The sequence below is a fragment of the Sorangium sp. So ce375 genome, from assembly GCF_051473855.1.
Taxonomy (GTDB): domain Bacteria; phylum Myxococcota_A; class Polyangia; order Polyangiales; family Polyangiaceae; genus Sorangium.
This window is the reverse complement of record NZ_CP150335.1, coordinates 5,135,840-5,150,397: the sequence shown is the minus strand read 5'-3', so window position 1 is coordinate 5,150,397 and position 14,558 is coordinate 5,135,840. Positions and strand designations below refer to the sequence as shown.

At 74.3% G+C, this 14,558-nt stretch carries 16 protein-coding genes; 4 read left to right on the top strand and 12 right to left on the bottom strand.

The features are described from left to right. Window positions 1-70: 70 nt before the first annotated feature. The 9 genes from WME90_RS19080 to WME90_RS19040 form a co-directional block, all read right to left on the bottom strand. A complete protein-coding gene (locus WME90_RS19080) occupies window positions 71-1,048 on the bottom strand; it encodes a hypothetical protein (protein WP_437282585.1) in 978 nt (325 codons plus the stop codon). Between the two features lie 67 nt (window positions 1,049-1,115). Beyond that, on the bottom strand, window positions 1,116-2,804 hold the full coding sequence (locus WME90_RS19075) for a serine/threonine-protein kinase (RefSeq protein WP_437282584.1): 1,689 nt from the start codon (window positions 2,802-2,804) through the stop codon (window positions 1,116-1,118). A 345-nt stretch (window positions 2,805-3,149) separates the two neighbouring features. Then, on the bottom strand, window positions 3,150-3,320 hold the full coding sequence (locus WME90_RS19070) for a hypothetical protein (RefSeq protein WP_012236312.1): 171 nt from the start codon (window positions 3,318-3,320) through the stop codon (window positions 3,150-3,152). Window positions 3,321-3,593: 273 nt separating this feature from the next. After that, on the bottom strand, window positions 3,594-4,397 hold the full coding sequence (locus tag WME90_RS19065) for an RNA polymerase sigma factor (protein ID WP_437282583.1): 804 nt from the start codon (window positions 4,395-4,397) through the stop codon (window positions 3,594-3,596). After that, window positions 4,394-4,777 (bottom strand): hypothetical protein, encoded by a 384-nt coding sequence (locus WME90_RS19060; RefSeq protein WP_437282582.1) that lies wholly within the window; start codon window positions 4,775-4,777, stop codon window positions 4,394-4,396. Before WME90_RS19060 ends, WME90_RS19065 begins: the two co-directional genes overlap by 4 nt. Before the next feature lie 217 nt (window positions 4,778-4,994). Continuing rightward, window positions 4,995-5,312 carry a PEGA domain-containing protein gene (locus WME90_RS19055; RefSeq protein ID WP_437283625.1) on the bottom strand — a complete coding sequence of 106 codons (318 nt, stop codon included), beginning with the start codon at window positions 5,310-5,312 and terminating at the stop codon, window positions 4,995-4,997. A gap of 2 nt (window positions 5,313-5,314) precedes the next feature. After that, window positions 5,315-6,889 (bottom strand): glutamine-hydrolyzing GMP synthase, encoded by a 1,575-nt coding sequence (guaA, locus tag WME90_RS19050; RefSeq protein WP_437282581.1) that lies wholly within the window; start codon window positions 6,887-6,889, stop codon window positions 5,315-5,317. Window positions 6,890-6,958: 69 nt separating this feature from the next. Next, complete coding sequence (locus tag WME90_RS19045) at window positions 6,959-7,246, bottom strand: hypothetical protein (RefSeq protein ID WP_437282580.1); 288 nt, start codon at window positions 7,244-7,246, stop codon at window positions 6,959-6,961. Next, the gene (locus WME90_RS19040; RefSeq protein WP_437282579.1) at window positions 7,243-7,623 is read right to left on the bottom strand and encodes a hypothetical protein; all 381 of its coding nucleotides are present in this window, start codon (window positions 7,621-7,623) and stop codon (window positions 7,243-7,245) included. Before WME90_RS19040 ends, WME90_RS19045 begins: the two co-directional genes overlap by 4 nt. Before the next feature lie 70 nt (window positions 7,624-7,693). Between WME90_RS19040 and WME90_RS19035 the strand changes: the two genes are divergently transcribed. Genes WME90_RS19035 through WME90_RS19025 form a run of 3 tightly spaced genes read left to right on the top strand, consistent with a single transcriptional unit; the run spans window position 7,694 to window position 10,392 of the window. Next, window positions 7,694-8,983: a glutamate-5-semialdehyde dehydrogenase gene (locus WME90_RS19035; protein ID WP_437282578.1), complete on the top strand. Its 1,290-nt coding sequence runs from the start codon at window positions 7,694-7,696 to the stop codon at window positions 8,981-8,983. A 55-nt stretch (window positions 8,984-9,038) separates the two neighbouring features. Beyond that, window positions 9,039-9,947, top strand: coding sequence for a ribosome silencing factor (gene rsfS / locus WME90_RS19030; RefSeq protein ID WP_437282577.1), 909 nt, complete (start codon window positions 9,039-9,041; stop codon window positions 9,945-9,947). A 7-nt stretch (window positions 9,948-9,954) separates the two neighbouring features. Beyond that, window positions 9,955-10,392, top strand: coding sequence for a 23S rRNA (pseudouridine(1915)-N(3))-methyltransferase RlmH (locus WME90_RS19025; RefSeq protein WP_437282576.1), 438 nt, complete (start codon window positions 9,955-9,957; stop codon window positions 10,390-10,392). A 197-nt stretch (window positions 10,393-10,589) separates the two neighbouring features. Here the strand turns inward: WME90_RS19025 and WME90_RS19020 are convergent, their stop codons facing one another. Then, complete coding sequence (locus WME90_RS19020) at window positions 10,590-11,543, bottom strand: SDR family oxidoreductase (protein WP_437282575.1); 954 nt, start codon at window positions 11,541-11,543, stop codon at window positions 10,590-10,592. A 189-nt stretch (window positions 11,544-11,732) separates the two neighbouring features. Between WME90_RS19020 and WME90_RS19015 the strand changes: the two genes are divergently transcribed. Then, window positions 11,733-12,779 (top strand): helix-turn-helix transcriptional regulator, encoded by a 1,047-nt coding sequence (locus WME90_RS19015; RefSeq protein WP_437282574.1) that lies wholly within the window; start codon window positions 11,733-11,735, stop codon window positions 12,777-12,779. A gap of 17 nt (window positions 12,780-12,796) precedes the next feature. Here WME90_RS19015 and WME90_RS19010 read toward each other — a convergent pair whose 3' ends face one another. Both WME90_RS19010 and WME90_RS19005 read right to left on the bottom strand, forming a co-directional pair. Then, entirely contained in the window at window positions 12,797-13,045 is a 249-nt protein-coding gene (locus WME90_RS19010; RefSeq protein ID WP_437282573.1) for a hypothetical protein, read from the bottom strand. A 58-nt stretch (window positions 13,046-13,103) separates the two neighbouring features. Further along, window positions 13,104-14,507, bottom strand: a complete 1,404-nt coding sequence (locus WME90_RS19005) for a hypothetical protein (protein ID WP_437282572.1) — start codon at window positions 14,505-14,507, stop codon at window positions 13,104-13,106. Between the last annotated feature and the right edge of the window lie 51 nt (window positions 14,508-14,558).

Here is a 14,558-nt window from a genome sequence, read left to right as displayed (position 1 = left end):
GAGAGCGCGGTTATCGACGCGCAGGCGCGGTCATCGGCTCGCAGGCGCGGTCATCGGCTCGCAGGCGCGGTCATCGGCTCGCAGGCGCGTCGGCCGCCCTGGGCGATGGCCCGGTGCGCGCCTCGATCGCCTGGATCGCCGCCTTGATCTCCCCCGCGATCGAGGCGCACGCCGCCGTGCAGCGGCTCATCCCCAGAAAGCCGCACCCCTTGCCCTTGCTGGTGATGAGCGGCGCGAGGACGTCGATGGCGCGCCGATCGCCGTCCGTCGTCGCGCGCGCCAGCAAGGCCTGCCTCGCCTTGCAAGAGGGGGCGACGCGGAGCTCGTTGGCGACGCGCAGCGCGGGCGTCGCTCGCTCCAGGACCGCGGCCTCCGCGAGCCGCCGCGCGGCGCGCTCCTTCAGCGCGGAGCTGCCCACCGCGAGATCGTAGAGCAGATCCGCCCCGTGGCTCCCCATGCCGCTCGCCATCAGGTCGAGCGCGGCCGAGGCCGCCTCGGGCGGCCCGCCGGCGGCGCTCGAGACGATGCGCTTCACGTCGTCGTCGGCCGCCGCCCCCGGATCGAGCTCCAGCAGCCGCTTCGCCGCGGTGAGCGCGGCGGTGTGGTAGGGCGGCGGGAGCGCGTGGCGCAGCATCAGCGCACGGAAGATCGCCGGATCCTTGGGGTAGCGCGCGGCGAGCGCCTCGAGCGCGAGCACGCCGCCCGCGGCCGCGGCGGCGAGCTCGTCGGCGGGGACCGCATCGGCAGGTCGCGGCGCGACCGGGCGCCGGAGCGCGGCGCTCGAGCGCGGCGCGCGCTCGGCGAGCGACGCCGCCTCGAGCCGGGAGAGGGAGTCGCCGTCGCGCAGCAGGGCCGCGGCGAACACGACGGCCACGAGGGCAGCCGCGCCGGTGACCAGCCACAGCGCCGCGGGCGGCGTCCGCGCGAGCAGGGAGACGCGCGAGGCGTTGCCGCCTGCGCCCAGCACGGTGGTTGCACCCGCATGGGTGCCCGGCCTTTCGGGGGGGCTGGCCTGGCTGGCGCTCGTCCCGGGTGCCTGCGCTGGCATGCCCTGCTCCCCTAACACAGGCCCGGAGCGCGGCCCATGTCCGGCGTCCGGCGGCCCGGCCGCGGGCTCATCGCCGCTGGGCTCGCCACTGGAACAGGGCGGCGGCGCCCGCGGCGAGCACGCTGACCAGGAAGAGCAGCGCGTCCCAGACCGGCCAGGCGATGCCGATGGCGCGCTGCAGGAACACGGCCTCGACGAGCCGCACGAGCAGCGACGCGGCGCCGTAGGCCACGAGCGCGAGCACGACGGGCGTCGTGAGCCGCGGCGCGAGCGCGCTCAACCGGGCGTCGTCCCGCCAGATGTTGCGAAACACATAGAAGCCGCCGAGCAGCCCGACGCCGAACAGGGCGCACAAGATCCCGAGCGTGAGCAGCGTGGCGCCCTGGCCGGACAGCGCGGCCGCGTCGTCGCGCGCCGCGCGGGCGAAGCCGGCGAGGCAGCTGACGAGGCCCGCGCCCAGCCACCCGAGGCCGAGGCTCGCCGTGAGGAAGACCATCTGCCGCGTCAGGTACGCTTCGGACGCCGCCGAGCCGGGCAGGCCGAAGGCGTGTGAGAGCGCGTAAGGTCGCCCGAGCGCCACGGACGGGCGCGCGAGCGACAGGCGAGCGCTGGGCGGCCCCGGCGCGACCGCGTCCTCGAAGGGCGCGAGCTCGCTGGCGAGCTCGTGCATCGAGGCGTGGCGGCCCTCTTTCTCCTTCGCCATGGCGCGCTGGACGACGACCTCCAGGGCCGGCGGGATCTCCGGGTTGATCGACCTCGGCGGCGGCGGCTCCTCCGTCATGACGGCGAGGAGCACCGCGGTCGGGTCGCTGCGCTCGAAGGGGCGCTTCCCGGTGAGCGCGTGGTAGAGGACGGCCCCCACGGCGTAGATGTCGGCCCGGGGATCGATCTCGTCGCCCTTCGCCTGCTCCGGGGCCATGTAGGCCGGCGTTCCGAGCACCATGCCCGTCCTCGTGAGCGTGGACGGCGCGGCGGTCTTCGAGATGCCGAAATCGAGGACCTTCACGGTCGGGCACGCAGGGTCGCCCGTGAGGAAGATGTTCTCCGGCTTGATGTCGCGGTGCACGATCCCCGCGGCGTGCGCGGCCGCTATGCCGTCGCACACCTCGCGCGCGATCCGCGCCGCCGCGCCGGCCGGCAGCCGCCCCGACGCCGCGAGGACCTCGTCGAGGCCCTTGCCGTCCAGGTACTCGGCGATGATGCACGGCCGGCCGTCGCTCAGCCGGTTCACGTCGAAGATCTCGACGATGTGCGGGCTCCGGATCGACGCCGCGGCCTCGGCCTCGCGCTGGAACCGCGCGAGGACGGTGGGCTGCTGGGCGAGCTCGGGGAGGAGCGTCTTCAGCGCGAACCGCTTGCCCGGGATGCGGGTGTGGTGCGTCTCGTAGACGCGGCCCATGCCGCCCTCTCCGAGCAGGCGGATGACCTTGTACGCGCCCGCCACCGTGGTGCCGACGAGCGGGTCCGCCTCCGCCGGCGGCTCGACCGCTGCGCTCCCCGCGGGAGGAGCGGGCGGACGGACCGTATCGGCCGTCGCGTCCTGCGCCGCCGCCGCTGCGAGCGCCCTGGGAAGGGCAGCAGGGCGGACCGTCTCGGCCGCCAGCTCCTGCGCCGTCGCGCCCGCTGCGGGGGGAGGGGGTGGAGGAGGGCGAACCGTCTCCGCGGTCGTGGACGTGGAGGTGGCTGCTGCTGCGGCTGCCGCGGCCTGTGCGCCGCGGACGGCGGCAAGCGCGGCCTGCCGCTCCGTGTCGCTCATGACGCGGGTGGGTCCGTCGCCCTCCTCGGCTCCCGTGGAGGATGCACCCCCGCCAGAACGGGACGAAGGCACGGCAGGAGTGCCCGAGCGACCGGGCGAAAAGCTCGAATCCGACACGCTCAGGGCCTCGCTCCCATGGATCCGGGTCGACCCTCACCAGAGGCGGGGATCGACGAGTCGTCGCCAACGCACGGGCGAACACCGCGAGGCGACGCTACCACGGATCACGCCGCGCGAGGGCGCCGACCTGCGGAACCGTGATCGGCACGTGATTTCGAGGCGTTCGCGCGGCTGGTCTGGCTCGTGTCGCGCGGTTCGCGCGGCGTGCAGGGGGTCTGGCAGCCGTCAGCTCGCGGGCTGCTCGACCTGCACCGGCTTCTGCTTGGCAGCCTTGCGCTGCTCCGCATCGAGCAGGCCGATCCGCGCCTTCTGGCAGCGCTTGAGGCGCTTCTTCTTGAGCGGGGTGGCGAGCCATTCGTGACGCAGACGGACATTCCACTTCGGAGTATTGGCCATGATCGTAGGACTTTCTCTGCGAGGGCGGCGGAGACTACACAAACGTACGGGGGCGTCAAGCTACCAGTGGGGTCGCCCGCTTCGTATTTCTCGCGGTCGTCGCGAAGTCGCGAAGTCGCGAAGTCGCGTTGTCACGGGGGCACGTAGTCACGTAGGCACGTCGTCTTGTAGCGCCGTCATCTCTCATCTCGTAGCGCTTTCGTCTCGTAGCGCCGTCGTTGCTGTGCGCGGTGTTCTGCCCCTACCGTCCGTGTGGTGTTGGCGCTCCCGCTATCACGGCGCCGGCGGGGTGGGCCTTGCGGTGGCGGAGGGCTCGTCGAGCCGTTGCTGGAGGCGGAGCCAGAGCGCGCGCGCAACGGGCGCGGGGACGGGCGGGAACGCGTGCGCGGCGCGGAGCATGGATGGGGCGCCGGCGCGGAGCGTGCGCTCCGACGCGGTGAGGGCGCGCAGGGCGCTCCGGCGCTCGGCCGACTGACGCGCGACCGCGGCGCGGAAGTCCTCGCGCGCGAGGCGCAGGCGGGAGCGGACCGTGTTCTCGTTGAGCGAAAGCTCGCCGGCGATGTCGGCCACCGCGACGCCGAGGAGGTCGTACATGACGAGGATCACACGCCGCTCGGGCGCGACCTTCAGCAGCAGCGCCGTCACGATCGAGGCGCGATCGTCGCTCGCGAGCGACTGCTCCGGCGTCGGCGCCGGGGCGCGCCCGTCGAACGGCCAGGACGCGCCGGCCCCGGACGGGACCTCGCGGCGCCGGTGAGCGCGCGCGTGGTAGTGGCTCGTCTTCCTCCACGCGATCCCGAACAGCCACCGGTGCAGCGCCGCCTCGGGCGTGATGCGAAGGGGCGGCGGTCCCGCTGCGGAGAGCGCGCCCGCGGGGGCCGCATGGAAGCGCCACGGCTCGTAGCTGGGCAGGCCCCGATAGGCCGCCAGGAAGACCTCCTGCAGCATGTCGTCCAGATCGTTCGCCGAGACACCCAGCCAGCGGAGCGCGTGATGAAGGAACGGCAGACCCACGGCATAGACCGTCTCGAACGACGGGCGCGCCGGCGCGGACGGCGACGAGGGCGGCGGCATCATCCTGCACCTCGCGTCGCCGGGAGCTCCGCGCCGGCGCTGGCGGGGTAGGGGCGCGGCGCGGGCTGGCCCTGGCCCGCGGGCGGATCGAACGCGGGCGGCGGCCGGAGCCAGCGCTCGACCGGCTCGAGCTCGACGAGCATGTCCAGGGAGGTCCGGAGAGAGAGGCGGAAGTCGTCGTCCTCGGCAGCTCGAGCGCTGTGGAACGCGACGTAGAACAGCACGGTGCCCACCTGCATCGCCCGCGGATCTCCCCGGCGTTGCAGGAAGCGATCGGCGAGATCGCACAGGGCATGAAACAGGCGGCCTCCCGGACGGCAGCTCTCGGGACCGCACACCTCGAGGGTGGCGCACCGGCGGGCGCGACGGTCTGACTTGCTCATGGAAGGCGCGCGCGTCTCCGTCACGCGCGCCTTCGGACTGCTCCGATTCGGCATGTTCCAGTCCCCCGTAAGCTTGAGGTCGGGATGGATGCCGCGTGCACCCACCGTCATGGATTACGGAGACCGCTGGGAGATGATTTCGTCTCGTGCTGTCTCGCGCGCGCCGGTGGAGCTGCGGCGGCGCGAGGGCCGGAGGGGGATCCGCCGCGAGAGCGCGTCAATCCGGCACGGGCGTGAGCTGCACCTGGAGGTGGATCGGCGCGGCGCCGCTCTTGGCCTCGACGAGGCGGTCCCAGGCGAAGTAGCCGGCCTTCTCCACGGTGATCCGGTGCGCGCCGGGCGGCAGCGCGACGCCGTGGGCGGCGACGTAGGCGAGCGCGCCGATGTACTGATCGTCGATGGTGACCGACGCGTCGGGCACGTTGCCCTTCACCCGCAGCGAGACCGTCGCCGGAGCCCGCGCGACGCACGCCGAGAGCCCGAGCATCAGGAGCGCCGCCGTGGCGCGCGTCCGCTTGGCGCTCGCGCTGGCCATCGTCACTCCCACTCGATCGTCGAGGGCGGCTTCGACGACACGTCGAGCACCACGCGGTTCACGCCGCGCACCTCGTTGATGATACGCGAGCTCACCCGGGCGACGAGGTCGTAGGGCAGCCGCGCCCAGTCGGCCGTCATGCCGTCGGTCGAGTGCACCGCGCGGAGCGCGATCGCCTCGTCGTAGGTGCGCTCGTCGCCCATCACGCCCACGGAGCGCACCGGCAGGAGCACGCAGAAGCTCTGCCAGAGCGACTCGTAGAGCCCGGCGGCGCGGATCTCCTCGTCGAAGATGGCGTCGGCCGCCCTGAGGACGCAGAGCTTCTCCGGCGTCACCTCGCCGAGGCACCGCACCGCGAGCCCCGGGCCGGGGAACGGCTGGCGGTACAGGATCTCCCGCGGCATGCCGAGCGCCTCGCCGGCGGCCCGCACCTCGTCCTTGAAGAGCTCCCGCAAGGGCTCGATCAGGCCGAGGTTCATCCGCTCGGGCAGGCCGCCGACGTTGTGGTGGCTCTTGATGACGGCGCTCGGCCCCTTGAACGAGACGCTCTCGATCACGTCGGGGTAGAGCGTGCCCTGGACGAGCCACTTCGCGCCCTGGACCCGCTTCGCCTCCTCCTCGAACACCTCGATGAAGAGGCGGCCGATCACCTTGCGCTTCTGCTCGGGATCCACGACCCCGCGCAGCCCCTCGAGGAACCGCGCCGACGCGTCGACGGCGTCGAGGTTCATGTGGAAGTGGCCGCGGAAGGTCCGCTCGACGCTCTCCGCCTCGCCCTCGCGCAGGAGGCCGTTGTCGACGAAGATGCACGTCAGCCGGTCGCCGAGGGCGCGCTGGCAGAGGACGGCGGCGACCGAGGAGTCGACCCCGCCCGACAGGCCAAGGATGACGCGGTCGTGCGGCCCGGCCTTCTCGCGGACCGCGGCGATCGCCTCCTCCACGAACGACGCGGGCGTCCACGTCGGCGAGAGGCCGGCGACGTCGAAGAGGAAGGCCTGGAGGATCTCCTTGCCCCGCGGGGTGTGGACGACCTCGGGGTGGAACTGGAGGCCATAGAGCTTGTCGCGCTCGCGGGCGACGGCGCAGAGCGGGCTGCCGGTCGTCGTGCCGAGCGAAACGAACCCTTCCGGCATCGCGGTGAGGCGATCGCCGTGGCTCATCCAGACGTCGATGGCGTCGCCCTCCGCGAAGCGCGAGAAGATCCCCGTCGGGCGCTCGACGCGCACCGTCGCGGGGCCGTACTCGCCCCCCGTGTGCGCGCGCTCGACCTTGCCGCCGAGGTGGTACGCCATGAGCTGGAGCCCGTAGCAGATGCCGAGCGTCGGGACGCCGAGCTCCAGCACCTCGCGGGAGCAGCGGGGCGCGTTGTCTCCGTACACGCTGGCGGGGCCGCCCGAGAGGATGACCGCCCGCGGGGCGAGCCGGCGCAGCTCGGCGATGGGCACGTCGAAGCGGTGGATCTCGCAGTAGACGCCAGACTCCCGCACGCGCCGGGCGATGAGCTGCGTGTACTGAGAGCCGAAATCGAGGATGACGACGAAGTCCCGCCGGGGTGAGAGCATGGCTGCCGCTAGCATGGCGGTGCTGGATCCGCCAGAGTCGCGCGGCCGGCGCGCTCGCCGCACGCCCGCTCGCGGCGCCCGGCGCTACGGCTGCGTGGGCGGTGGCGGCGGCGTGGTGGGCGGCGGCTGCGTGGACGCCGGCGGCGCGCCCGGCGATGGGGCGAGCAGCGGCGCGCCCGGCGTCGCATCCGGCTCGTCCGGCGGCGCCGCTGGCGCGGCCGGCGCGTCGCCGACGCCGCCGTCGTAGGCGCGCGGGCGCTCGTACTCGGGCGGCGGACCTGGCGGGAGCGGCTTCGGGGAAGCGGAGGAGCACGCCGCGGCGAGGAGCGCGGCGAGCGCGGCGATCGGGGAGGCGTGGCGGACGCGGGTCATAGCTCCACTCCGCTCCCCTCGGTGTTGCCGGGAGGAGCGTGATACGGCGGTATTTCGGGAGGGCCGAACGGATCGGGAGGGACCTGGAGCCCCTCCGGATCGGCGAACGGCGAGGACGGGACGGAGGGGGCCGGCGGTGCCGTGTCGAGCGGCGCCCCCCGCGCGCCCGGCGCCGCGAGGGGGATGCCCGTGCTCGCCGGGGTGGGCGCGTCCTCGCCTGCATCCGAGCCGCCGCACGCCGGCGCGATCACGGCGAGGAGCACCCCCGCGAGCAGCGCCGCTCCGCGCCGCGGTCGGGCCGCGCGCAGCGCGCGCCGGGCCTCTCGGGAGCGGGGTGCGAAGGACGCCTGGCTCGAGCTTCGGAGATCGCCGGACACGACGGGTACGCTAGCACGGACGCGCAGGAGAACGGTTGGCCCGCGCAGGGAGGCGAGCTAGGTTCCCGCTGTGGAACAGAGCAACGTCGATCACGTCGATCTCGAGCGCGCGCTGCGCGCGCTCTGCCAGCGCGCTCGGACGGCTGCCCGGGCCCTCGCGCCCCTGGACCGGGCGCAGAAGGACCGCGCGCTGCGCGCCATCGCCGAGCGGCTGCGCGCCGAGGCCGGCGAGGGCAAGCGCTCCGCCGTGCTGGCGGCGAACGCCGAGGACGTGGCCGCGGCGCGCGCCGCGGGGGTCTCCGAGGCGCTCGTCGACCGGCTCGTGCTCGATGAGGCGCGCCTCGCGGCGATCGCAGGCGCGGTGCTCGAGGTCGCCGCCGCGAGCGATCCGGTCGGGCAGGTCGTCGGGATGGAGCGGCGGCCGAACGGGCTGCTCGTCGGGCAGGTGCGCGTCCCGCTCGGCGTGATCGCCATGATCTACGAGTCGCGCCCCAACGTGACGGTCGACGCCGCCGTGCTCTGCCTGAAGAGCGGCAACGCCGCGATCCTCCGCGGCGGCAAGGAGGCGGCGCGCTCGAACGCGGCGCTCGGCGCGCTGCTCTCGGACGCCCTGCGCTCGGTCGGGCTGCCCGCTGACGCCGTGCAGATGGTCCCCTCGCTCGACCGCGAGGCCACGCGGATCCTGCTCGGCCTGACCGGCATGATCGATCTGGCCATCCCGCGCGGCGGCGAGGGGCTCATCCGGTTCGTGGCCGAGAACGCGCGCGTCCCCGTGATCCAGCACTACAAGGGCGTGAACCACCTCTACGCCGACGCCGGCTGCGACGTCGAGATGGCCTACCGGCTCGTCGAGAACGGCAAGCTCCAGCGCCCCGGCGTCTGCAACGCGCTGGAGTGCCTGCTCGTCCACGAGAGCGTCGCAGCGCCGCTGCTCGGGCGCGTCGCCGCTCTCTCCGAGCGCGGGCTCGAGCTGCGCGGCGACGAGGCCACCTGCGCGCTCGTGCCGTCGGCGCGCAGGGCCGCGGAGGACGACTACGGGCGGGAGTTCCTCGCGCCCGTCCTCGCGGTGCGGGTGGTGAGGTCGCTCGACGAGGCGATCGAGCACATCACCCGCTACGGGTCGACGCACACGGAGGTCATCTGCACGCCCCGCTACGACCACGCGCAGCGGTTCCTGCGCGAGGTCGACGCGAGCTGCGTGCTCGTGAACGCGTCGTCCCGGTTCAACGATGGCGGCGAGCTCGGCCTCGGCGCGGAGATCGGCATCTCCACGACGAAGCTCCACGCGTACGGCCCGATGGGGCTCGCGAGCCTGACGACGCTCAAGTGGATCGCGTACGGCGAGGGCCAGACCCGCTGACGCGGGCGAGACGAGGGGCGCCGGTGATCGACCGGCGCAAGAAAGCGAGAGAACGTTGGCGAGCAAGAAGGACGCAGGCGAGGGGAGCAGCAAGCCGCGGGCGAAGTCGCGGCCTCCGGCGGGCGAGGGCGCAGAGCCTCGCCTGCCGGCGCGGAAGAAGGCGAGCACGACCAAGGCGACTACGGCCAAGGCGGGCGCCGCCGGGCGGGCGTCGTCCGCGGCGAAGCCGAAGCGGCCGGCGTCTCCCCGGATCCGCGCCTCCCACGCGGGCGTCGGCGAGGCCGGCGCGAAGAAGGTGGTCCGCTCGCGCCGCCCGAGCGGCGAGGGCGAGCCGCTGGAGCGCGCGGAGCGGCCGATCCCGGCGGATCGGCCGGCGACGAGGGCGCGGCGTCCCGCGCGGGACGACAGCGACGCGCCCGCGCCGCGGCCCACGCGGGGCGGCGGCGAGGGCGGCGCGAGGGCGGCGCTGCCGCTCGCGGGGCGTTCGCCCGCGCGGAGCAAGTCGCCGCTCGCCGGCCCGAAGCGCGCCGGCTCGCGCCGGAGCACGCCGCCGCCCGTCCCCGAGCCGTCGGCCCCTGCGCGCGAGCTCGCGCTGACGCTGGCCGCAGCGGGGCTCGACAAGAAGGCGATCGGCGTCGAGATCCTGGAGGTCGTGGGGCGCGTCGACTACGCGGACTACCTCGTGATCATGACGGGCCGCTCCGACCGGCACGTCCACGCGATCGCGACGGGCCTGGAGGAGGCGGTGCGCAAGCAGAAGCTCGCGCCGCTCTCGATGGAGGGCCTCGCCGCGGCGACCTGGGTGCTCATCGATTTCGGCGACGTGGTCGTGCACGTCTTCCAGGAGGACACGCGCCGCCTGTACGACATCGAGGGGCTCTGGATCGACGCGGGCCGCGTCCCGGTCCCGGAGGAGAGCCTGCCGCCGGGGGCGCAGCCCGCCCCGCGGTTCGATCCGAGCTGAGCGCGCCGTGCGACTCGTCGTCGCCGCCGTCGGGCGCGTGAAGGACAAGCCGCTGCGCGCGGCGATGGACGAGTACCTCGGCCGCGTCCGCCGCTATGTCGCGTGCGACGAGATCGAGATCCCGGACGGCCCGCCGGCGAAGGTCGGGCCGCTGCTCTCGCGCGCGTCGGCGGGGGCGAACGTCATCGCCATGGAGGTGGGCGGCAAGGCGCTCGGCAGCGAGGCGTTCGCGGCCGGCGTCGAGCGCTGGGGCTCGCGCGGCAAGGGCGTGGTCGCGTTCCTGATCGGGGGCGCGGACGGGCTGCCGCCCGACGTATCGGCCGCGGCCGACGACCGGTGGAGCCTGTCGCCGCTCACGTTCCCGCACCGCCTCGCGCGGCTCGTGCTGATCGAGCAGCTCTACCGCGCGATGACCCTGCTGCGCGGCGAGCCCTACGCCCACTAGAGCGGCGGTCACCCGCTTCGGATACGGGCCCATCTCGACGTTTTCGGTGCTCAGCGCACAGGAGTGCGCTTGCGCGCCGAAAACGCCGATCTGGGCCCGTCTCCTGTGCGGGTGACCGCCGCTCTGCGTCGCGCGCACGAGAGGCGGGTGGGAACCGCTCTAAGGCGGCGCCGTGCCCTGCGGATGCCGCGCGCCGGTCACTCCTTGGGCCAGTCAGGGCACGCGAGCTCCATCGGCCCGTTGAACCAGCTGGCATAGGCCGCCTCGCCGGCCTTGTTGTACCGGCCGAGCGTCCGCTCGAAGTACTCGCCCCAGTGGGGCCGCTGGCCATCGGCGTCGGTGAAGCCGTACTCCCGGGCGAGATCCCACGAGCTGAACACGCGGCCGGACTTCGCCGCGACGCGCGGATCGGCGGCGAGCGCCGCGACGGCGCGGCCCACGTAGAGCGGCGTCTCCGAGGCGATGAAGTGCGGCTCCTTCGCGGTCGCGTCGCGCCAGTTCGCCTCCGTGACGCCGAAGAGGTCGAGCATGGCCTCCGAGCGCAGGAAGCCCGGCGTCACCGCGAGCGCCGTCATGGCGGGGTGGCGGCGCAGCTCCCAGGCCATCGCGAAGGCCAGGCGGATGACAGACATCTTCGCCAGATCGTAGAAGAGGTTCCCCCGGTAACCGAAGTGGTCGCCGTCGGTGACCTCGACGATGAGGCCACGGCCCTGCTCGAGCATGAGCGGCACCGCGTGGCGGCTCGTGATGATGTGCGATGTGACGGCCCGCTCGAGCAGGATCTTCCCGCTCGGCAGGGAGAGCTTCCAGAACGGCTGGCCGAACTCGGTGAGCTCGTCGCCGCCCCAGACGTCGTTGACAAGGACGTCGAGCCGCCCCTGCTCCTGCCGTATCCGCGCGCAGAGCGCCTCGACCTGCTCCTCGGCGGTGTGGTCGACCTGCGCGGCGATGCCGCGGCCTCCGGCCGCGCTCACGAGCTCGGCGGTCTCCTCGATGGTCTCGGGGCGCTGGCCCGTGGCGGGCCGGCCGCGGACGCTGCGCCCTGTGCAGTAGACGGTGGCGCCGGCCTCGCCGAGCGAGCGCGCGATGGCGCGCCCCGCGCCGCGTGTGGCTCCGGCGACGAGGGCAACCTGTCCTTCGAGCGGTCTCATACGGTGTCTCCTTTTCTTGGGGACCGGCGTTGTCACGGGAGCGCGCGCGCTCCTGCGACGCGCGCCCACGTTGGCCGGCCTGTTCTGGTGTTCCGGCGACGCTATGGGAGGATTCCTGACGCCTCCTGTCATGAATTGCGCGTAGCCTCCTCGGGCGGGTCACGGCGGGGTCAGGAGCCACGGACGGTCATGCGCGCGGATCGGCTGCTCAGCGTGATGTTGCTCTTGCAGCGGGCGAAGGGCCGACAGCTGACGGCCGAGGATCTTGCGCGCCGCCTCGAGGTCTCGGCGCGGACGATCTACCGGGACCTCGACGCGCTGTCGTCCGCTGGCGTGCCCGTCTATGCGCAGCGCGGCCCGAACGGCGGCATCGCGCTGGCGGAGGGGTGGCAGACGAGCCTGACGGGGCTGACGCAGGCCGAGGCGCAGGCGCTCGCCGCGGTCGCCGCGCCGGGGGCCCTGGCCGACATCGGGCTCTCCGCGGCGCTGGAGCGCGGGCTGATCAAGCTGTCGGCGGCGCTGCCGGCCGTGCATCGCTCGGCGGCCGAGCACGCGCGGCAGCGGCTCCACGTGGATGCGTCGGGGTGGTTCCAGGGCAAGGAGGTGGTGCCGCACCTCGACGTCCTGCGGGAGGGGGTCTGGCAGGATCGCAAGGTGTGGCTCGCGTACCGGGACTTCGACGGAGAGGCGAGCGAGCGGGTGGTGGAGCCGTATGGCCTCGTGATCAAGGCCGACCGCTGGTACCTCGTGGCCGGGACGGAGCGGGGGCCGAGCATCTTCCGGGGAGCGCGGGTGGAAGGGGCTCGGCTCCTGGAGGCTGCGTTCGAGCGGCCGGAGGGGTTCGATCTGGCGGCGTGCTGGAAGGCCTTGAGCCGGCGGTTCGCGGAGCGCAGGGCGAGCTACGTGGTGACGTTGCGCGTGACCGGGGAGGGGGAAGAGGCGCTCCGGCGGGTCCGGCCCGGCGGCGAGCACGAGCGTTGGGGGCGCGGGAAGCGCGGGCGCGACGGGACGAGCGCCGTGACGGTCGACTTCGAGCGGGAGTCGATCGCGATCTCGCAGATCGTCGGGTTAGGCAGGGGCGTCGAGGTGGTCGAGCCGGCGGCGCTGCGGGCGCGGCTCAGGGCGATCGCGAAGGATCTACGAGCGGTTTACGGGGCGCGCGGCGCGGCGGCGTCCCCGAAAACCTACGGTAGCGCTCCGGCGGGCTCTCTAGCTCGGTCCAAGCGCGCTCGCTAGCTCGGTTCAAGTGGTCTCTAAGACCCCTCGACCAGATCTCGCAGCTGAGCCAGCTCTTGATCCACCCATTCTCTCTGCTCGTCGAAGGCCGCCTCGGAGCACCCCGGCGGCCTCTGGATGGTGAAGAGGAGCAGGCTCCCGGGGCCGTGCCGCACGATGCGCATGGGCATCCGCAGCTCTCCGCTGCCTGCCTCCGCGCAGTGCCAGACCACGCCAGCGGCTGGGTCGGCCTCGTAGCGGAAGCGCACGGCCAACGGGCTGCACACAGCCTCCGCGGAGAGAAAAAACTCTCGCCGGCGACTGTCGACAGCCTCCGCGGACCGCTCACTCCGGGAAGAACGTCTCGATCGTCAGCGCCGGCGTCCCGTCCGCGTGGACCCCGCCGAGCACCGCGAGCGTCCCGTTCGGCGCGGGCACCACGGCCGCGCCGCGCCGCGGCTCCCGCAGCGGCAGCTCCTCGACCTCCGCCGCCGCGACGTCGACGAGGAAGCTCCGCGTCAGGCCGGTCTCGCCGGCCTCGGAGCCCACCGCGAGGATGCGCCCCCCGGGCAGCGCGAACGCGGCGACGCCCCCGATCGCCGCGGTCACCACGGCGCCCTCGACCTCCACGGCCGCGCAGGTCGCGGCGCACCCCGGCGCGAGCCGCCGGGTCGGCGCCGCGGCGCCGCCCTGGACCCCGCCGACGAGCACGACCTCCCCGGGACCGGTCACCGCGGCGCCCGCCCCCTCGGAGGGATCCGGCGGAAACGAGGTCGGCGAGAACGCGGTCGCGCCGTCGCCGAGCAGCTCCAGCCCTGCACCTTCCGCGCTCCCGCCCGCGACGACAAGGCCCAGCCCTTCCAGCCACACGGCCGCGGCGCCAGCCCGCGCGTGGCGGAGCCTCGCCACGGAGAGCGCCCCGTCCGCGCCGACGACGAGCACCGCGTCCGAAGGCTCGCCCGGCGCCCCCGCGGCCAGGCCCGCGCGCGTTGCGCCGACAACGAACGAGCGCCCGTCCGAGGCCTCGACCGTCCGGCCGCCCGCCACCTCCGCGAACGAGCCGAGCCCCTCGGGCAGCGACGCCTCGGCGCTCTGCCCGGCCGCGACGTCGGTCCAGCTCGCGCCCTCGTCGTCCACGGTCAGCAGCAGGTCTCCCCGGACGACGAGCGACCGCGCCGCCCTCGGGAGCGCGCCCGTGGAGGAGCTCCCGCCCCACGTCGCGAGGTCGTAACCGTCGACGCGCGCCGGGTCGACGTCAGCCGCCGCGCCGCCCCCGGCCGCTGCCCCGCCGGTGAGGAGCAGGTACCGCTCCGCGAGCGCCGCCCCGGGAGCGCCGACGCGCGCCGCCGCCAGCTCGCCCGGTGGCCGCGCCCACCGGCCGGTCCGCTGGGCGAACAGCGGCAGCACATCGCCCGTCACCCCGGCGAGGTAGATGCCCGCCGCGGAGCGCCCTCGCACAACGGTCGCCCCGCCCGCGTCGAGGCCGCGCACCTCGAACGTGTACGCCCGCTCCGCCGGGATCTCGCCGAAATCGAGCTCGCCGCCCGGCGCCGCCGCCGCGGACACGGTCACGTCGCCATCGGCCGCCGTCGCGGTCACCTCGATCCGGGCGACGGGCGGGTCGTCCTGGAAGGCGGTCGCCTCGTGCCCAGGCACGACCTCGACCGTGAGGATCCGCGGCTCGGAGGCGCAGCCAAGGAGCGACAGGCCGAGCGCGGGCAGGACACGGCCCATGGGCGGGATCTTCATGAGGGCCGAGTCATAGCGCCTCGGGCGCGCGAAAGCCCAGGCGAGGTGAGC